Source organism: Bradyrhizobium sp. HKCCYLS2038, from assembly GCF_051167655.1.
Classification (GTDB): domain Bacteria; phylum Pseudomonadota; class Alphaproteobacteria; order Rhizobiales; family Xanthobacteraceae; genus Bradyrhizobium.
Genome location: NZ_JBNPTM010000012.1, coordinates 93,900 through 110,823, shown reverse-complemented (window position 1 = coordinate 110,823; position 16,924 = coordinate 93,900). Strand labels below are relative to the sequence as shown.

The 16,924-nt window shown below is 65.0% G+C and carries 19 protein-coding genes; 8 read left to right on the top strand and 11 right to left on the bottom strand.

The features are described 5' to 3' along the window. Nucleotides 1-25 precede the first annotated feature (25 nt). Nucleotides 26-1,450 carry a peptidoglycan DD-metalloendopeptidase family protein gene (locus ACQR1I_RS33335; RefSeq protein ID WP_434870624.1) on the top strand — a complete coding sequence of 475 codons (1,425 nt, stop codon included), beginning with the start codon at nt 26-28 and terminating at the stop codon, nt 1,448-1,450. A 219-nt stretch (nt 1,451-1,669) separates the two neighbouring features. Here ACQR1I_RS33335 and ACQR1I_RS33330 read toward each other — a convergent pair whose 3' ends face one another. Further along, the gene (locus tag ACQR1I_RS33330) at nt 1,670-2,674 is read right to left on the bottom strand and encodes an ATP-binding protein (protein WP_434870625.1); all 1,005 of its coding nucleotides are present in this window, start codon (nt 2,672-2,674) and stop codon (nt 1,670-1,672) included. A 205-nt stretch (nt 2,675-2,879) separates the two neighbouring features. On the opposite strand from ACQR1I_RS33330, the gene yajC reads away from it, so the two are divergent. The 5 genes from yajC to ACQR1I_RS33305 all read left to right on the top strand — a co-directional run bounded on the left by yajC (nt 2,880) and on the right by ACQR1I_RS33305 (nt 7,268). Then, nucleotides 2,880-3,248, top strand: a complete 369-nt coding sequence (gene yajC / locus ACQR1I_RS33325) for a preprotein translocase subunit YajC (protein ID WP_172108587.1) — start codon at nt 2,880-2,882, stop codon at nt 3,246-3,248. An 88-nt stretch (nt 3,249-3,336) separates the two neighbouring features. Then, entirely contained in the window at nt 3,337-4,938 is a 1,602-nt protein-coding gene (gene secD / locus ACQR1I_RS33320) for a protein translocase subunit SecD (RefSeq protein ID WP_434870626.1), read from the top strand. A gap of 8 nt (nt 4,939-4,946) precedes the next feature. Continuing rightward, nucleotides 4,947-5,972, top strand: a complete 1,026-nt coding sequence (gene secF / locus ACQR1I_RS33315; protein ID WP_434870627.1) for a protein translocase subunit SecF — start codon at nt 4,947-4,949, stop codon at nt 5,970-5,972. Between the two features lie 55 nt (nt 5,973-6,027). Continuing rightward, nucleotides 6,028-6,411, top strand: a complete 384-nt coding sequence (locus ACQR1I_RS33310; protein ID WP_434870628.1) for an Mth938-like domain-containing protein — start codon at nt 6,028-6,030, stop codon at nt 6,409-6,411. Beyond that, a complete protein-coding gene (locus tag ACQR1I_RS33305; RefSeq protein WP_434870629.1) occupies nt 6,408-7,268 on the top strand; it encodes a phytoene/squalene synthase family protein in 861 nt (286 codons plus the stop codon). The genes ACQR1I_RS33310 and ACQR1I_RS33305 overlap by 4 nt, the downstream gene beginning before the upstream one ends. 12 nt (nt 7,269-7,280) lie before the next feature. On the opposite strand, the gene ACQR1I_RS33300 is transcribed toward ACQR1I_RS33305, so the two are convergent. From ACQR1I_RS33300 to ACQR1I_RS33280, 5 genes are all read right to left on the bottom strand, one after another. Continuing rightward, nucleotides 7,281-7,973, bottom strand: coding sequence for a TauD/TfdA dioxygenase family protein (locus tag ACQR1I_RS33300; RefSeq protein ID WP_434870630.1), 693 nt, complete (start codon nt 7,971-7,973; stop codon nt 7,281-7,283). Between the two features lie 242 nt (nt 7,974-8,215). Further along, on the bottom strand, nt 8,216-9,106 hold the full coding sequence (locus tag ACQR1I_RS33295) for a TauD/TfdA dioxygenase family protein (RefSeq protein ID WP_434870631.1): 891 nt from the start codon (nt 9,104-9,106) through the stop codon (nt 8,216-8,218). 64 nt (nt 9,107-9,170) lie between these two features. Beyond that, nucleotides 9,171-10,271 carry an AMP-binding enzyme gene (locus ACQR1I_RS33290; RefSeq protein ID WP_434870632.1) on the bottom strand — a complete coding sequence of 367 codons (1,101 nt, stop codon included), beginning with the start codon at nt 10,269-10,271 and terminating at the stop codon, nt 9,171-9,173. Nucleotides 10,272-10,278: 7 nt separating this feature from the next. Next, on the bottom strand, nt 10,279-11,709 hold the full coding sequence (gene trmFO / locus ACQR1I_RS33285) for a methylenetetrahydrofolate--tRNA-(uracil(54)-C(5))-methyltransferase (FADH(2)-oxidizing) TrmFO (RefSeq protein ID WP_434870633.1): 1,431 nt from the start codon (nt 11,707-11,709) through the stop codon (nt 10,279-10,281). 151 nt (nt 11,710-11,860) lie between these two features. Then, complete coding sequence (locus ACQR1I_RS33280) at nt 11,861-12,013, bottom strand: DUF1127 domain-containing protein (RefSeq protein WP_434870634.1); 153 nt, start codon at nt 12,011-12,013, stop codon at nt 11,861-11,863. Between the two features lie 485 nt (nt 12,014-12,498). Here ACQR1I_RS33280 and ACQR1I_RS33275 point away from each other — a divergent pair, with 485 nt between their 5' ends. Further along, nucleotides 12,499-12,762 (top strand): hypothetical protein, encoded by a 264-nt coding sequence (locus tag ACQR1I_RS33275; protein ID WP_434870635.1) that lies wholly within the window; start codon nt 12,499-12,501, stop codon nt 12,760-12,762. Nucleotides 12,763-12,827: 65 nt separating this feature from the next. On the opposite strand, the gene ACQR1I_RS33270 is transcribed toward ACQR1I_RS33275, so the two are convergent. Both ACQR1I_RS33270 and ACQR1I_RS33265 read right to left on the bottom strand, forming a co-directional pair. Further along, nucleotides 12,828-13,646, bottom strand: coding sequence for a lytic murein transglycosylase (locus ACQR1I_RS33270; RefSeq protein WP_434870636.1), 819 nt, complete (start codon nt 13,644-13,646; stop codon nt 12,828-12,830). A gap of 187 nt (nt 13,647-13,833) precedes the next feature. Beyond that, nucleotides 13,834-14,745, bottom strand: a complete 912-nt coding sequence (locus ACQR1I_RS33265) for a DUF2189 domain-containing protein (protein ID WP_434870637.1) — start codon at nt 14,743-14,745, stop codon at nt 13,834-13,836. A gap of 394 nt (nt 14,746-15,139) precedes the next feature. Here ACQR1I_RS33265 and ACQR1I_RS33260 point away from each other — a divergent pair, with 394 nt between their 5' ends. Then, nucleotides 15,140-15,547, top strand: a complete 408-nt coding sequence (locus tag ACQR1I_RS33260) for a DUF3597 domain-containing protein (protein WP_434870638.1) — start codon at nt 15,140-15,142, stop codon at nt 15,545-15,547. A 106-nt stretch (nt 15,548-15,653) separates the two neighbouring features. Here the strand turns inward: ACQR1I_RS33260 and ACQR1I_RS33255 are convergent, their stop codons facing one another. From ACQR1I_RS33255 to ACQR1I_RS33245, 3 genes are all read right to left on the bottom strand, one after another. Next, entirely contained in the window at nt 15,654-15,818 is a 165-nt protein-coding gene (locus ACQR1I_RS33255) for a DUF1127 domain-containing protein (protein WP_434870639.1), read from the bottom strand. A gap of 115 nt (nt 15,819-15,933) precedes the next feature. Beyond that, nucleotides 15,934-16,206 carry a GNAT family N-acetyltransferase gene (locus tag ACQR1I_RS33250; protein ID WP_434870640.1) on the bottom strand — a complete coding sequence of 91 codons (273 nt, stop codon included), beginning with the start codon at nt 16,204-16,206 and terminating at the stop codon, nt 15,934-15,936. Between the two features lie 6 nt (nt 16,207-16,212). Next, complete coding sequence (locus ACQR1I_RS33245) at nt 16,213-16,755, bottom strand: DUF3828 domain-containing protein (RefSeq protein WP_434870641.1); 543 nt, start codon at nt 16,753-16,755, stop codon at nt 16,213-16,215. Between the last annotated feature and the right edge of the window lie 169 nt (nt 16,756-16,924).

Below are 16,924 nucleotides of genomic sequence, written 5' to 3'. Positions count from 1 at the left end.
GTTTGTTGCGTACGAGTGAGTAACCATGCCCGCTACCGTCGAGTTGCTTCGCTCGCGCCGCCTGCCGCAGGTTGCGGCGCTGGCGCTGATGTCTTTCGGCGTCGCCGGCTGCAGCGCCGACATGTCGACGCGGCTGTCGCAGACGCAAAATCCATTCTCCAATCCCTTCGCCTCCGACTCCACCGGCTCGGTGCAGGCCCAGCCGCCCCGGCAGCCGCAGTATAGCCAATCCTACACGCCCGCCGCGCCGGCGCCGGCCTATTCGTCCTCCGCGCTGCCGCCGCCCGCGGTCGGCGCGCCGCAATCCTATCCGTCCGGCGGTGGTGCCGGCGGCATGTCCGGGGGCGGGCGTGGCGTGGCGTCCTACGCGCCGCCAGCCCCGGTGCCGGCTCCACAGGCTTATGCACCACCGGCGACCCACGCCTATGCTCCGCCGGCCCAGCCCCAGCTGGAGACCACCGGCGCCGTGCCGCCACGCTCCGTTGCCGCTGCGCGTCCGGCCGGCGGCACGAAGATCATCGTCGGCACCAGCGATACGCTCGACATCATCGCCAAGCGCTATCATGTGAGCCCGGCGGAGATCCTGGCGGCCAACGGCTACAAGGGGCCCCGCGCGTTGTCGCCGGGCCAGCAGCTGATCATTCCGCAGCCCGGCGCGGTTGCCGCTGCGCAGCCGGTTGCTGCGCCGCCGCCGGCGCCAAAGCCCGTTGTCGCCGTTGCCCCCGCCGCGCCGTCGACCATCCACTTCGTCAATCGCGGCGACACCCTCGCCAGCATCGCGCGCCAGAACCACCTGTCGGCTGCCGAGCTCGCCCGCGCCAACAATCTCGATCAGGCTTCCCCCCTGAAGCTCGGTGCCAGGCTGACCGTCCCTGGCAAGGCTGCAGGGGTTGCTGCGCCTGTGGCTCCGGTCGCAACCGTTCCCCAGGCGGTTGCGACCGTACCGGCGCCAGCGCCGACGACGCGGGTGGCAACCGCAGGCCCGGTCCAGAGCGCTCGCCTGGCCCAGGCCAATCCGGCGCCCGAGAAGGAGGAAGAGCCGGCGCGCCCCGCCGAGACGACGAGCTCGCTGCCGACCTTCCGCTGGCCGGCCCGCGGCAAGGTGATCACGAGCTACGGTGCCAAGACCAACGGCAAGGCCAATGACGGCATCAACATCGCCGTGCCCGAAGGCACGCCGGTGAAGGCCGCCGAAGATGGTGTCGTGGCCTATGCCGGCAACGAGTTGAAGGGCTACGGCAACCTCGTCCTTGTCAGGCATTCGAACGGCTTCGTCACCGCCTATGCTCACGCCAGTGAGCTGATGGTGAAGCGTGGCGATCCGATCAAGCGTGGCCAGGTCATCGCCAAGTCCGGTCAGTCGGGCGAGGTGGGATCGCCGCAGCTGCACTTCGAGATCCGCAAGGGCTCGTCGCCGGTCGACCCGCTGCAATTCCTCAACGGGGCGTAAGCCAGCACGCCTGCCGACGTTACATTCGGGCTCGCCATCGGCGAGCCCTTTTGCGTTTTGAGACTGGATATCGCCACAAGCGTCATTGCGAGCGCAGCGAAGCAATCCAGGACCGAGCAAGGACTGGATTGCTTCGCTGCGCTCGCAATGACGGAGGCTGAGGCAGGCTCAGCGCCACGCTCTGCTGTCATCGCCGCGAAGGCTTGGCGAACCCCGCCGCTACTTCGCGCTCAGCCGCACGCCGAGGCGGCCGGCCAGATCCTGCGTAAACTGCCAGGCGACGCGGCCGGAGCGCGAGCCGCGCGTGGTGGCCCATTCCAGCGCCTCGCGCTCCAGCGCATCCTCCGCCACCGCGATACCGAAATGGCTGCAATAGCCTCTGACCATTGCGAGGTATTCGTCCTGGCTGCAGCGGTGGAAGCCGAGCCACAGGCCGAAGCGGTCGGACAACGAGACCTTCTCCTCCACCGCTTCGCCCGGATTGATCGCGGTCGAGCGCTCGTTCTCGATCATGTCGCGGGCCAGCAGGTGGCGGCGATTCGACGTCGCGTAGAGGATGACGTTTTCGGGGCGGCCCTCGATGCCGCCTTCGAGCACGGCTTTGAGCGACTTATAGGACGCATCATTGCCGTCGAACGAGAGGTCGTCGCAGAACACGATGAAGTGGAAAGGTGCTGCACGCAGGATGTCCATCAGCGCCGGTAGGCTCTCGATGTCCTCGCGGTGAATCTCGATCAGCTTCAGGCGGGCGGACGGCTTGCGCGCGACGTTGATGCTGGCGTGGGCGGCCTTGACCAGCGATGATTTGCCCATGCCGCGCGCCCCCCACAACAACGCGTTGTTGGCGGGCAGCCCGTTGGCGAAGCGCTCGGTGTTCTCGATCAGGATGTCGCGCATCCGATCGATGCCCTTGAGCAGGTCGATCTCGACGCGGCTGACGCGCGGCACCGTCGACAGCCGACCGTTCGGATGCCAGACGAAGGCATCGGCGGCATCGAGGTCCACAGCCGGCGTCGCACCCGCGTGAGTTGCCGCCAGATGCGCCGCAATCGCTTCGAGCGCCTGGGCGATCCGCTCGCGCGTGTCGTCCGGGCCCGGCCCTGCGGGACGTTTTGCCGCGACCGAGGCCGGCTTTTGCACGGCGGATTTTGCTCCCTTGGTCCGGGGCCTGAACACGGTTTTGGCGGGGCTGCGGGTGGGGGCTTTGGCTGGTTTTTTCGACATGCTGCAAGTTCCTGATGGGGCAGCCATATCGGGCCATGGCGGCGGCCGCAAGCGGGGTGAAATGGTGGAGCCGGGCGCCTTGCTATTGGGACCGCGGCCGCTATATTCCGCGCGAAATTCGCAAAGAGGCCGGCCCGCGCCGAGAGCAGCGTGGTTCGCCGGCTATTTCCGTGTCACCGGGCAATGGCCCACGAGGATCGACTGCATGCTGATTACCCCTGCCTATGCCCAGGCCGCCGGCGCTGGCGATACCAACAGCATGCTGATGTCGCTGCTGCCCTTCGCGCTGATCTTCGTGATCATGTATTTCCTGATCCTGCGGCCGCAGCAGAAGAAGGTCAAAGAGCACGCCGACCTCGTCAAGAACGTCCGCCGCGGCGACACGATCGTGACCCAGGGCGGTCTGGTCGGCAAGGTCACCAAGGTCGTCGACGACGACCAGGTCGAGTTCGAGATCGCCGACGGCATCCGCGTCCGCCAGATGCGCCAGATGATCACGGGCGTCCGCACCAAGGGCGAGCCGGCCAAGGCCGATGCAAAGGATGACAAGAAGGACGAGAAGGCGGCGAGCTGATCGCTGCCCGGCCGGCGCGATGCCGGCCTTCGTCTGACCTGATGTTCTGGTTTTTCGGGCCGGCTTTCGGCCCTTACGGACACCTCTCATGTTGTATTTCACGCGGTGGAAGGCGCTGGGCATCATCCTCACGGCGCTCGTGGTGTGCCTGTGCGCCGTGCCCAACTTCTTCCCCGAAGCGACCGTCAAGACCTGGCCGGCCTGGGCTCAGCGGCACATCGTTCTCGGACTCGACCTGCAGGGCGGCTCGCATCTGCTGCTCGAAGTCGACTCCAACTACGTCAAGAAGGAGCGGCTCGATTCCGTGCGCGACGACGTGCGCCGGACGCTGCGCGATGCCAAGATCGGCTACACTGGACTGGTGACCAAAGGTGATGGCGTCGACGTCCGCATCACCAAGGATACCGACGTTCCGACCGCGCTGTCCAAGCTGCGCGACTTGTCGCAGCCGCTCGGCGGCCTGTTGGGCTCCAGCGGCCAGCGCAGTCTCGAAGTCAGCGATGCCGGCAACAGCCTGATCCAGCTGACGGTCCCGCAGGCTGCGATCATCGAGCGCATCCGTCAGACCATCGAGCAGTCGATCCAGATCGTCGAGCGCCGCATCAACGAGCTCGGCACCGTCGAGCCGGTGATCCAGCGCCAGGGCACCGACCGCATTCTCGTGCAGGTGCCGGGATTGCAGGATCCGACTCAGCTGAAGAATCTGCTTGGCCGGACCGCCAAGATGGAATTCCGCATGGTCGATACCACGGTGTCGCCCGAGCAGGCGCTGCAGGGGCGGGTGCCGCCGGACTCCGAAGTTCTGCAGAGCGCGTCGCCGCCCAATCAGCCCTATGTCGTGAAGAAGCAAGTGCTGGTCGCCGGCGGCGATCTGTCGGATGCACAGACCGGCTTCGATCAGCGCACCAACGAGCCGATCGTCACCTTCCGCTTCAATTCGGCCGGCTCGCGCAAGTTCGCGCAGGCAACCACCGAGAATGTCGGCCAGCCCTTCGCCATTGTGCTCGACAATAAGGTGATCTCGGCGCCTGTCATTCGCGAGCCCATCACCGGCGGTTCGGGCCAGATCTCCGGCAATTTTACCGTGCAGTCCGCCAACGAGCTGGCGATCTTGCTGCGCGCCGGCGCGCTGCCGGCTCCGCTCAAGGTCATCGAGGAGCGCACGGTCGGCCCCGGGCTCGGCGCCGATTCGATTGCCAAGGGCGAGCTCGCCTCCTATGTCGGCTCGATCCTGGTCATCGTGTTCATGCTGGTGACCTACCGGCTGTTCGGCGTGTTCGCGAACATCGCCGTGATGGTCAACGTCGCGATGATCTTCGGCGTGCTGTCGCTGCTCAATGCTACGCTGACCCTGCCGGGCATCGCCGGGATCGTGCTGACCGTCGGCATCGCCGTGGACTCGAACGTGCTGATCTATGAGCGCATCCGCGAGGAGCTGCGCGGCGGCCGCAACGCGATCTCGGCGATCGATGCCGGTTTCAAGCGCGCGCTCGCGACCATCCTCGATTCCAACATCACCACCTTCATCGCCGCCGCCGTGCTGTTCTACATCGGCACCGGCCCGGTCCGCGGCTTTGCCGTGACACTCGGCATCGGCATTCTCACCACGGTCTTTACCGCCTTCACGCTGACCCGTCTGATCGTCGCGTGGTGGGTGCGGTGGAAGCGGCCGCAAAGCGTGCCAATCTAGGAGCTATCGTGACACACTGGGTTCTCATCGGGCTTGGCATCCTGATCGCGGTGCTGACGGTGGTCAGCGCGCTCGGCCTGCTGCCGTCGCTGCGCATCGTTCCCGACGACACGCATTTCGACTTCACGCAGTTCCGCCGCATCAGCTTTCCAATCTCCGCGGCTCTGTCGATCCTCGCGATCGTGCTGTTCTTCACCCACGGCCTGAACCTCGGCATCGACTTCCGCGGCGGCAGCCTGCTGGAAGTGCGGGCCAAGTCGGGCACCGCCGACATCGCCGGGATGCGCGCGACGCTGTCGACGCTCGGCCTCGGCGAAGTGCAGCTGCAGCAGTTCGGTGCTGATACCGATGCATCGGTTCTGATCCGTATCGCCGAGCAGCCTGGCGGTGATGCCGCGCAGCAGGAGGCCGCCAACAAGGTGAAGGCGGCAATCGGTGATTCCGTCGAGTATCGCCGAATTGAGGTCGTCGGTCCGCGCGTCTCCGGCGAGTTCCTGGCCGTTGGCCTCCTCGGCCTGATGCTCGCGATCGTCTCGATCCTGATCTATCTCTGGTTCAGGTTCGAGTGGCAGTTTGCGCTCGGCGCCATGATCGCCAACGTCCACGACATCGTGCTGACCATCGGCTTCATGTCGATCAGCCAGGTCGATTTCGATCTGACCAGCATTGCGGCGCTGCTGACGATTCTCGGCTACTCGCTCAACGATACCGTCGTCATCTACGACCGTATCCGCGAGATGCTGCGGCGGTACAAGAAAATGCCGATGCCGCAGCTGCTCAACGAATCGATCAACTCGACGCTGTCGCGCTCGATCATCACCCACGTCACGGTGACCCTGGCGCTGCTCGCGCTGCTCTTGTTCGGCGGCCCGGCCATTCACAGCTTCACGGCGGTGATGATGTTTGGCGTCGTGCTGGTCGGCACATACACGTCGATCTTCATCGCGTCTCCGATCCTGATCTATCTCGGCGTGCACTCGGTCCGCGCCGAGGGGCAGCAGGAGGAGAAGCCGGCGACGAAGAAGACTCCGTGATTCAAAGGAAGCTTGCCTTTGGATCATATCCGGAGGCAGCAGGTTGATCTCGGACATGGCCACTGCGAACGATACACCGCATTTCCCGCGGTCCGCGCCGATCGACGGCTATGGCAAAGGCGGTTTCGCCTTCGCCGACATGTCGCATCGCGGCTCGCTGCTGTGCCTGCCAGATTCGATCTGGGCCTGGGATGTGATCCAGTCGAGCCAGATTGATCGCTATTCGCTACAGCGCGTGTTCGATGCGGCGAACAAGATCGACACGCTGATCGTCGGCACCGGGACCGAGGTGTGGATTCCTCCGGCGCCGTTGCGGGCGGCCCTGCGCGGCGTGGGCGTCGTGCTCGATGCGATGCAGACCGGGCCGGCGATCCGCACCTACAACGTCATGATCGGCGAGCGGCGGCGGGTTGCTGCCGCGCTCATTGCCGTGCCATGAGCGACACCAGCGCAAGCGACGCCGCGTTCTGTGCAGGCCTCGTCCGCGAGCATGATTTCGACCGCTACGCCTCGACGCTGTTCGTTGCACCCGAGATCCGGCGCGCGCTGCTGTCGCTGTACGCGTTCAACGTCGAAATCACGCGCATCCGTGATCTCGTGTCGCAACCGTTGCCGGGCGAGGTTCGCCTGCAATGGTGGCACGACGCGCTGAGCGGCCAGGCCCATGGCGGTGTGGAAGGCAATCCGGTAGCCGCCGAGTTGCTGACGACCGTGCAACGCTTTGGGCTGCCGGTCGAGCGGCTGACGCGGTTGATCGACGAACATCAGTTCGACCTCTACAATGACCCGATGCCGACCATGGCCGCGCTCGACGCCTATCTCAGCGATACCAGCGGCGCGCTGTTTGGATTGGCCGCACGGCTCGTTGCCGGCAGCTTCGAGACCGTCGATCATCTCGCCCACCACGCCGGAGTAGCGCTTGGCCTGATGCAGTTGATCTCGTCACTGCCGCGGGATGCCGCGCATCGTCAGCTGTACATTCCGCTCGAACTGCTCGCGCGCCATGGCGTCGGCCAGGAGGAGATGTTCGCCGGCAAGGATACTCCTGTCATACAGCAGATGCTCGCCGACCTGCGCGGTCAGGCCAGGCAGCATCTCGATCACACGCTCGAGCTTTCACGCGAGGCGCCCCCGGCGGTCCGGCCGGCGCTGCTGCCGCTCGCGCTGGTGCGGCGCGACCTGGCGCAGGCCGATCGCCGCGCCGGTGATCCCTTTCAACCAGCTGCCCGGTCGCGTCTGGCAACGTTGTGGACGCTGTGGCGGGCGGCGAGATCGGCAAGCTTTCGGGCGCGCTGAACCCCTCGCGTGCTACGCACTCGGGATGGCATTCCAGAGCGGCGGACTGTGCAGCAGCCTCGGCATCTCCGGCGCCTCGTGCCGGTGAATGGTGCAGCGGGTGTCCCACACGACGAGATCACCGGGCCGGCACATGTGGGTCCAACGGAACTCGGGCCGCTCGGCAAGATGCCAGAGATCGTCGAGCAGCGCATCCGACTCGTCCTGCTCCAGGCCCACGACATAGGACTGCCGGCGCTGGCCGAGCGAGAGCATCGGCCTTCCTGTATCGGGATGATTGCCGACCAGCGGATGCACGGGTCCCGCAACGATGCTGCGACGGCCGTCATCGGACATGTCGGTCGCGAGCTGCCGAAGCTTCAGATGCGCAACGCGGCTGCGCAGCGCCGGTGACATCGCGTCATAGGCGGCAAAGAGACTGCAGAACGACAGCCGGTCGCCGAACATCGTTCCTGGCGACGTGTACAGAAGATCAGCATGGCCGAAGCGACGGCTGAACGCCGCGAGGTCGCGCTCGCTGAGGCGCTGGCCGCGCACGAGCAGAACCTGATGCTTGAGCAGCGCGCGCATAAAGGAGGCGAACGCCCAATCGTCGAACGATCCGAGATCGACGTTGCAGACTTCGGCGCCGAGCGCCTTTCCCGTAGGATTGACCTGGATGAGGCTGCTTTCAGCGCTTCGAGCAACGTTGCTTCTGAGACTCACTTGCGTCATCTCCCAAGTTTCACCAGCGCTGCAAATCAACCACTGTAATTTGTCGGGGTTGTTTCGGCTCGGAGGCAATTCGCGGAAGGATCGCGGCACGATCTGCCGATTGTCGGCACAGTCTGCGGGTCTGAGTCAGAAATGGGACTCTTCAAGGCGATGTGGAGAGAAATATTCAGCAACCTGCGAGTCGATCGCAGGCAACGTGGCGTGCAAATGGGCGCAAGCCGCACTCCGTCGAATCACTGCAGCCGTTGTGCGCCCTTGATCTGAGTCCGGTGCATGATTCGCCTGCTGTGATCGTCGAACGGATCGCGTCGATGCATGGTGGAACGGTTGTCCCAGATGACGAGATCACCGACCTTCCACACATGTTCCCAGGCGAATTCCGGGCGCGCGACATAGGTCCAGAGTTCGTCGAGCAACGCTTCCGATTCAGCAAGCGCGAGTCCGACGAGATACGCATTGCGGCGGCGGCCGAGATACAGCATCTGCCTGTCGGACTCGGGATGCGTGCAGACGAGCGGATGGATCGCGCCCGGTGATGTGCGCGGATCATCCGTCGGTGTCACGCCCTGACGCAGGAAGCCACCGCTGTTGTACGTGCCGTCGTGCTTGATCTTCAGGCCTGCGATACGACGCTTCAAATCGGCAGGAATCGCGTCATAGACGGCGTACATGCTGCAGAACGAGGTGTTGCCGCCCACCGGCGGAATTTCCAGCGCATACAGCGCGCTCGCGATCGGTGGCGTGTCGAGATACGACATGTCAGTGTGCCACACCGCTTCGCCCGCACCGAGGCTGCCGATCGCCTCGCCATTCACCTTCACGTTCGACACGATGTAGATCTCGGGCAGGCCGTCGACGAAGCGGCGGCCGTTCTCCTGGATCGGTGCGAAGTCCAGATCACCGAGGCGGCGGCTGAAGGCGATCAGATCCTGGTCGGAGAGAGTCTGTCCGCGAACGAGCAGCACGGAATGGTCGTGGAAGGCGCCGAGCAGGGCCGCGAACGCTGCATCGTCGAGATTCCGGAGATCGACGTTGCGGATCTCGGCGCCGAGCTGCGCGCCCGTGGGAACGATCTCGATCGATGATGACGGAGAGGCCGAATGCAGTCGGGTCTCGACGTTCATGGCCAGATCCTCCATTGCGATGTCACCCGACGATAGCGTGTGCGGTCTCCGAAGTCTTGTCCGCTCAGGTCGACGGCAGCTTGAGGTCAGCCTCGAAATTGAAGCGGTCGCGCAGGTTCTTGCGTGAATCCAGGATGTCCTTGAGAAACGCACGATCGCTGTCGCTGGTGAGCATCGGCTCGATCAGGTCGATCTGGTTCATCGCGACCAGTTGCAGCAACTCGGTGCGCGGCTTGCCGCCGGCGTCGCGGGGCAGCGCGTGGACCACCTGGATATGCTCCGGCGGTTTCGGCCCTTTGGCCGAGGTCAATTCGTCCTGCAATTGATTCTCAAGCGCAGACTGGTCAGCCTCGACGAAGGCATAGAGTCCCACGCCGGAGCGCCGGTCAGCGAAGGCCACGATCGCGGCGTCGCGCACAGCAGGATTCCTGCGGATCATGTCCATCAGCACCGGTGCATCATTGACCAGCCGTCGGCCGCCGCCCTCGCGGTCGGTGAAGTTGAAGATGCCGCGGGTGATCGCGCGATACACCTTCTTGCCCGTCATCAGCCAGATCCGCGCGAACAGCGATTTGCGCGCCAGGATCTTGCGCTCCTTCGGCGTCAGCGCCTCGGGCGCGTAGGAGCGCTTGTGCTTGAGGAGGTGACGGAGGTCTTCATAGGCGGCGATGCGGAACAGCCGGCTGCGGCGCGAGAAGCACGCGGCGAGCTGGAAGTCGGTCACGTAGCAATGGCCGTCATGGCCGACCAGCCAGTTCTGCTCCTTGGCGAGGTCGTTGTGCGTGATCCCGGCGCGATGCAGCCGGCGCATCATCTGCTTGGCGGAGCGGAAATAGGCGACGTTGCCATGCGGCTTGGCGAGATGCAGCGCCACGCCGTTGATGAAGCCGCGCACCAGCGCGCGATCTCCCGCCCACAGCAGGTCGGGTCCGGCATTCAGCCCCTTGGCGCGCGTCAGCGCCGTGCGCTCCCGGGCGAACAGATGGCGTGCCAGCACGAACGACCACCACGGCACTTCGTCGAGCCGGCGCAGCACGGCGTCGACCTCGCCGGCCTCGCTCTTGAAGCGGCCGCGCTCGACGGTCGAGAACACGTCGCGCTTGAGCAGCACGCCCTCGCTCCAGCGTGCCGCCAGCAGGGCTGAGTCGGTCTTCGGCAAACTCATCGCACTCTCACGCAGCGGCCGCGACACGCAGATGTTCGGCGATCCAGCGGTCGAGATCCGCCAGTGCGCGGGCGCTCATCGCCTGCTTCTTGGCGACCGTCTTCTCGTTGCCCTTCAGTCGCGTGCCGTCCGGCTTCCTGGTCGGAGCTACTGTCAACGGCGGGAACAGGCCGAAATTGATGTTCATCGGCTGGAACGAGCGCGTCGCGCCATCGATCGTCTCGATATGTCCGCCGGTGATGTGGCCGAGCAGGGCGCCGAGCGCTGTCGTGGGCGGCGGCGGCGACAAGCTCGCGCCGCGCGCCTCGGCTGCGGCGTACAAGCCCGCGATCAGCCCGATGCTCGCCGACTCCACATAGCCTTCGCACCCCGTCATCTGACCGGCAAAGCGCAGCCTTGGTTGCGCGCGCAGCCGCAGTTGCTGGTCGAGCAGTTTCGGCGAGTTGAGGAAGGTGTTGCGATGCAGGCCGCCGAGCCGCGCGAACTCCGCATTCTCGAGGCCTGGAATGGTGCGGAAAATCTGCTGCTGCGGCCCATACTTCAGCTTCGTCTGGAAGCCGACCATGTTGTAGAGCGTGCCGAGCTTGTTGTCCTGGCGCAGCTGGACGATCGCGTAGGACTTCACGGTCGGGTTGTGCGGGTTGGTCAGGCCGACCGGCTTCATCGGGCCATGACGCAAGGTCTCGTGGCCGCGCTCGGCCATGACTTCGATCGGCAGGCAGCCGTCGAAATAGGGCGTGTTGGTCTCCCACTCCTTGAAGTCGGTCTTCTCGCCGGCGAGCAGCGCCGCGACGAAGGCGTCGTATTGCTCTTTCGTCATTGGGCAGTTGATGTAGTCGGCACCGGTGCCGCCGGGACCGACCTTGTCATAGCGCGACTGGAACCACGCCTGCGACATGTCGATCGTGTCCTTGTGCACGATCGGCGCGATGGCATCGAAGAAGGCGAGCGCGCTTTCGTCGGTGAGGCCGCGGATCGCCTCGGCGAGCGGCTGCGAGGTGAGCGGACCGGTCGCAATGATCACGCTGCCCCAGTCTGCAGGCGGCAGGCCGGTGAGCTCGCCGCGGCGCAGCTCGATACGCGGATGACCTTGCAGCGCCGCCGCGACCGCTGCCGAGAATCCGTCGCGATCGACCGCCAGCGCTCCGCCGGCAGGCACCTGGTTGGCATCGGCCGCGCGCATGATCAGCGAGCCGAGCCGGCGCATCTCCGCATGGAGAAGGCCGACGGCATTGTTGGCCGCATCGTCGGAGCGGAACGAGTTCGAGCAGACCAGCTCTGCCGGCGTCGCGGTCCGGTGGGCCTCCGTCATGCGGTCTGGCCGCATCTCGTGCAGCACCACGTCGAGGCCCGCCTCGGCGAGCTGCCACGCGGCCTCGGAGCCAGCGAGTCCGGCCCCGATCACGTGGACGGTATGAGGTGATTTGGTCCCTGTCATCGCGGGACAGGTAGCGCTTTTCGTCAGCGCTGCAAATGCGCGAGTGGGCCCGGATGCTAGAAACCGGTCCGCTGTGTCGCCGACGAGGCCCAGATGCGGCAACGCCCGCAGCGAGGCGGGCGATGTCCGGTAGAAATCGGAAGCAGGCTGATCAGCCGTTGTAGTGACCGGCAGCAACGCGCGGAATGTCCGACCGATCGAGACCGATGTCGGCGAGTTCGCGATCGCTGAGCTGCGACAGCTCGGCAACGTTGCGCTGATACTCACGGAACGCGTGAACCATGCGGATGAGCGAGAGCAACATGAGAAATCTCCTTCAATTCGCGATTCAGTTCTTAGTGGAACCTCATCGTTGAAATGAACATAGAAGGGATTGTTGCGATGCGGAAGCGTAAATGTTGCGACGCAGCTAAACCTGAGGCGCATAGCTCGGGTAACTCTTGAGTAAGAATCAAGCGCGCGCGCCCACAGCTTGGGCGATCTCGTAACAGTCCGTAATGATGCGGGATTTTCAATCGGCGCATTTGGGCAACCAATGAAGCTCTCGTTCCGCTCGGTGTGATTTGCGGAAGGAGAGGGATAATCAACGGAGGGAAGAGCGTCGTACGAATGCATGGGTCCACAGACCTGATTTATAATTCATTCTTTCAATTCGGCGTGCGTAATCCCGGCCCATTGATCACGCGCTGCTCGCGGGGATTTCACTCGTGATCCGCTCCGGTTGTGCGACAAATTGTCGCGGTGTCGAGCAATGATGCCGATGCCGATGCACCAGCGAGGAAAAAAGCAATGACAACCAAATTGTTGGGAGCCGCATTCATCGCGGCTGTTTTCGCATTCGGACCGGTTCAGGCGGCGCGGATGCATGGCGCCGGCTGCAGCGGGGCCAATCTTGAAAAGACCGAGACGGCGGTCGAGGCCATGGCGGATGGCGATGCCCGCTGGGAGGCCCAGAAGCAGGTCGCCGCGGCTCAGGATGCGTTGCTCGCCGGCAAGATGGGCGCCTGCAGCATGCATCTGACCAAGGCGATGCACGTCGGAATGATGAAGTAACCGCATCTCACCCGTCATCAACCACCGGCCGGTCGCCCTCGGCGGCCGGCCCTAATTCTTTGGCGCTAGGGCGCCCGCGCGAGCTGGGTCGCGAAGGTCGCGATCGTCCGGGCATAGACCTCGCTCTTGTTCCATTGCTGGATGACCGCGAAATTGGGACTGCCCGGCTCCCAATCCTTGCCCTTCTGCCAGCCATAGCCCTTGAGGTAGTTCGCCGTGGAGGCGAGCACGTCGGGGGCGCTGCGGATCAGGTCGCGGCGGCCATTGCCGTCGAAATCGACCGCGTATTTGATCCAGGACGACGGCATGAACTGCGTCTGTCCGATTTCGCCGGCCCAGGCGCCGCGCATCTCGGCAGGCTGGAGGTCGCCGCGATCGACGATCCGCAGCGCCTCCAGCAGCTCGCCGCGGAACTGCTCGGCGCGCCGGCAGTCATAGGCGAGCGTGGCGAGCGAACGGATGGTCGGAAACTTGCCGACGTTGACGCCGAAATCGGTCTCCAGCCCCCAGATCGCGACCAGCACCTCGCCGGGCACGCCATAGGCCTGCTCGATGCGGGACAGCACCGAACCATACTGCTTCAGCATGTTGGAGCCGCGGGTCAGCCGCGGCGGCACCATGCGCCCGGAAAACTCCTCGAAGGTCTGGGTGAACACCTTCTGACCGTGGTCGCGATTGAGCACGGTCTGGTCCGGCGTCACACCCGTCAGCGCCGCGTTGATCGCGTTCTGGGAAATCCCCTTGCCGGCGGCCTCGGTTTTCAATTCGGCGAGCCATGCATCGAAATTGCCGGTGCTGCAGGGAACGGCGGCGCGGGCGGGGGCGGAGAACGTCGTCAGGACAGCGAGGCAGGCCAAAACGTGGAGGGCAACGCGGGCAATCATTGAAACACCTGGACGGCAATGGATGCTGAAAGAAGGAGGTCGGGCGCGCTCCATGTCGGGCGCAACCGCGGCAGCAACAAGGCCGGACGATCACGTTGCCGTCGGCTGTGATGACCGCCCGACGCCTGCCATTCAGACCCCCGCCGGCCAAGAGGCCGGCGGCAAGCACGTTCACCCATGTGTGTCCTCACATCCGGTCGCGCGACCGCCATGGGAAGAGATTGGCCGGAAAATCGGCCGCGGGCTTCGAGGCGCGCGCCGGTGGGGTCATGATCGGCGCGGCATCGGGGTGGATCGCGATCGCCTCGCGATAGAGATGCCACGTGGCATGACCGAGCACGGGGATGACGACCGCGAGCCCCAGGAAGAACGGGATGGTCCCGGCGACCAGCAGCACGGCGACGATGAGGCCCCAGGCGGCGACCGGAATCGGGTTCTGCGCCGCCACGCGCAGCGACGTCACCACGGCTTCGAGCGCGCCGGCGTGCCGGTCGAGCATCAGCGGGAACGAGACGATGCTGAGGCACAGCGCCATCAACGCGAACAGGAAGCCGGCGCCGCAGCCGACTGCGATCAGCCAGAAGCCCTGCGGGGTGGTGAACACGCGCTGCAGGAAGTCGCTCACGCCGGTGGCTCCGCCATAACCGAACACGGCCACATAGATCGCCTGCGCGGTCGCGACCCAGGTGACGAACAGCGCCAGCAGCAGGGTGCCCAGGCCGAGCATCGAGCCGAATGACGGCGAGCGCAGCACCTCGAACGCATCCCAGGCGCTCGCCTCCTCGCCGCGGTCGCGCCGGCTCGAGAGCTCGTAGAGGCCCAACGCGGCGAACGGGCCGAGCAGGGCGAAGCCCGCCGCTAAGGGGAACAGCAGCGGCAGCACCGCATAGCCGAACACCGCGCGCGCCAGCACCAGGCCGAGCACCGGATAGATCGCGCAGAGCATGATCGCGTGGCTGGGCACCGCCTTGAAGTCGTCCCAGCCGAGCCGCAGCGCGCGCATCAGGCTCGACATGTCGATCTTGCGGATCGTGATCTCGGCCGCCACCTCGTCGGCTGGCCGAACATGTACATCGACATTGCTGTGATAGGTCGCCATCGTCGTTCGCTCCCTCAAACTGCGTGAGGCGCTTCCCAACCACGCAGGCCGGGCTGCGCTTGTCGTTGACGGATCGCGGATGGCCAGACGCGACGAACCTCGGGACGGCCATTCGCGAACGGAAGCGAGAAGCATAACGACGATCCCGGCCGCGCCTACTCACGGCTCGGTGACCGCAGTGAATATCGCAGTGCATTAGGCGGGCAGATCCACCTGATGAAGCTGAGCATGGCGCACATAAAGTCATTCCGCCGTCATTCCGCCTTCGGTAAGCTTCACAACGGTCGCCGTGTCCGCGTTGGCGAGCGGGGCGAACGGACGCTGACAGGCTGCTCCGCAACGGAACACCGTCGGCCGAGTTCTTCATTCGATCACACTGCTTTGGGAGCCATTGATGAGCATTTTCGGAAAGATCATGGGCGCGATTTTCGGCCATTCGGCCGAGGCTGCGCCGGCCGGCGGCAGCGCGCCAGCTGCAGGTGGGAGCGCGCCGACGGCGAGCCCGGGTGCGGCTCCGGCCTCGGCTCCGGCTGCTGCGCCGCAAAATGTCGATGTGGCAGCGATCGTCGATAAGGCTGCCGCCGCCAAGCACGAGAAGCTGGAATGGCGGACCTCGATCGTCGACCTGATGAAGGCGCTCGACATCGATTCCAGCCTCGCGGCGCGCAAGGAGCTCGCCAAGGAGCTCGGCTACACCGGCGACACCAACGATTCCGCCAGCATGAACGTCTGGCTGCACAAGCAGGTCATGAGCAAGCTCGCAGCCAATGGCGGCAAGCTGCCGCCGGAGATCAAGCACTGAGAAGCTGGTGCTCTCGTTCCAAAAGCGAAAGGCCCGCGATCGCGCGGGCCTTTGTCGTCTTAAATGTCGTGTGGCGCGACGCGTGGCCGCGCCATAGCGAAACGCGTCAGGCGCGCACGAACGCGGCGCGCTGCCAGGCCTCGGCATGCAGCTGGTCGCGCGTAAAACCGATGTCGCGCAGCGTCCGCTCGTCCAGCTGATCGACATAAGCGAGCTGAGTGCGATAGTGGACGTAGCGCTTGAGAACGTCGAATACGGCCGCGATGAACATGAGCCTCTCCCCATTGGTCTGATTGCTTGAACGGCGGGGAATTGCTGATCCATCCGGGTAGCCGCCGGGTTAAGAAGGCGGCTCCAATCGTTGCGCTCAGTAGTTTTACGGGTCGTCACGCCATGATGTCCCGGTTCTCCGGGTGATCGCGGAGGTAATCGGCGACGAAGCTGCAGCCCGCGGCGACCTTGCGTCCCTCCGCACGGATCAGCTCCAGCGCGCCCTTCACCAGCTCTGACCCGATGCCGCGCCCGCGCAGCGGACGCGGCGTTTCGGTATGGGTGATGATGACCGCGAGCGGAGTCGCGCGATAATTGGCAAAGGCGATGCTGCCGTCGATGTCGAGCTCGAAGCGGCTCTCGGCCTTGTTGTCGCGGACGGCGGTCATGAGGCGTTACTTTCGTTTCGGTTTATCGGTCAGCTTGATGAACTCGGCGAGCATGTCGCGGATCGACCACGGCTTGCCGTCGATGGCGCCGCGGATGTCGTCGATCTTCCATTGGCCGGCATCGCGGACGAAGTCGTAACGAATGACGTTGTCGGCCTGTTCCTTGCGCTCCAGGCGATGGCCGGTGATGGTGACGGCGATGGTCGCCTTGTCGGCCTCCTGCTTCTCCGAAACCACCTTGAACGAGGCGACATCCGGATCCTGCGAATTCGTGATCGGATCGAAATCAACCGCGCCGACCTCGCCCTTGGGCGTGCGGGCATCCATCTTGATCCATTGGGCCGCCAGCGCCTTCGACAGGTATTTCGCGCGGGCCGCCTTGTCTCCGATGACGAAGTTGCCGCCGTCCTCGCCCTTGCCCTTGGCCACGCGCGTGTAGATCGCGGTCATGATGCCGGCGGGCTCGGTGGCGGCGGAGGTCTGCGCGTGCAGCGGGGACGTGGCGAGCACGCCGGCCAGGCCGAGAAGCAGGAGACGACGATCGATCATGGGGATCCTCAAATCAGATTCGGCGCGCGTTGAAAGGGTGAAATGACATGCGCTGCTGGCACGGGTTTGTCGCACGGCGCCCGCATTCGTTCGAATGAAGCGACCGCATGGGAGCGATGGGCCAGGCGGCCTTGCGAGGGCGCGCCGGGGCGAGATAAACAGACCAGAG

Coding starts and splice junctions, on each gene's coding strand:
- ACQR1I_RS33290 (WP_434870632.1), bottom strand. CDS start 10,271: ATGAGTTTGCCGAAGACCGACTCAGCCCTGCTGGCGGCACGCTGGAGC.
- ACQR1I_RS33305 (WP_434870629.1), top strand. CDS start 6,408: ATGAGCGACACCAGCGCAAGCGACGCCGCGTTCTGTGCAGGCCTCGTC.
- ACQR1I_RS33245 (WP_434870641.1), bottom strand. CDS start 16,755: ATGATCGATCGTCGTCTCCTGCTTCTCGGCCTGGCCGGCGTGCTCGCC.
- ACQR1I_RS33295 (WP_434870631.1), bottom strand. CDS start 9,106: ATGAACGTCGAGACCCGACTGCATTCGGCCTCTCCGTCATCATCGATC.
- trmFO (WP_434870633.1), bottom strand. CDS start 11,709: ATGACAGGGACCAAATCACCTCATACCGTCCACGTGATCGGGGCCGGA.
- ACQR1I_RS33250 (WP_434870640.1), bottom strand. CDS start 16,206: ATGACCGCCGTCCGCGACAACAAGGCCGAGAGCCGCTTCGAGCTCGAC.
- ACQR1I_RS33260 (WP_434870638.1), top strand. CDS start 15,140: ATGAGCATTTTCGGAAAGATCATGGGCGCGATTTTCGGCCATTCGGCC.
- ACQR1I_RS33280 (WP_434870634.1), bottom strand. CDS start 12,013: ATGTTGCTCTCGCTCATCCGCATGGTTCACGCGTTCCGTGAGTATCAG.
- ACQR1I_RS33265 (WP_434870637.1), bottom strand. CDS start 14,745: ATGGCGACCTATCACAGCAATGTCGATGTACATGTTCGGCCAGCCGAC.
- ACQR1I_RS33255 (WP_434870639.1), bottom strand. CDS start 15,818: ATGTTCATCGCGGCCGTATTCGACGTTCTCAAGCGCTACGTCCACTAT.
- ACQR1I_RS33330 (WP_434870625.1), bottom strand. CDS start 2,674: ATGTCGAAAAAACCAGCCAAAGCCCCCACCCGCAGCCCCGCCAAAACC.
- yajC (WP_172108587.1), top strand. CDS start 2,880: ATGCTGATTACCCCTGCCTATGCCCAGGCCGCCGGCGCTGGCGATACC.
- ACQR1I_RS33270 (WP_434870636.1), bottom strand. CDS start 13,646: ATGATTGCCCGCGTTGCCCTCCACGTTTTGGCCTGCCTCGCTGTCCTG.
- ACQR1I_RS33335 (WP_434870624.1), top strand. CDS start 26: ATGCCCGCTACCGTCGAGTTGCTTCGCTCGCGCCGCCTGCCGCAGGTT.
- ACQR1I_RS33275 (WP_434870635.1), top strand. CDS start 12,499: ATGACAACCAAATTGTTGGGAGCCGCATTCATCGCGGCTGTTTTCGCA.
- ACQR1I_RS33310 (WP_434870628.1), top strand. CDS start 6,028: ATGGCCACTGCGAACGATACACCGCATTTCCCGCGGTCCGCGCCGATC.
- secD (WP_434870626.1), top strand. CDS start 3,337: ATGTTGTATTTCACGCGGTGGAAGGCGCTGGGCATCATCCTCACGGCG.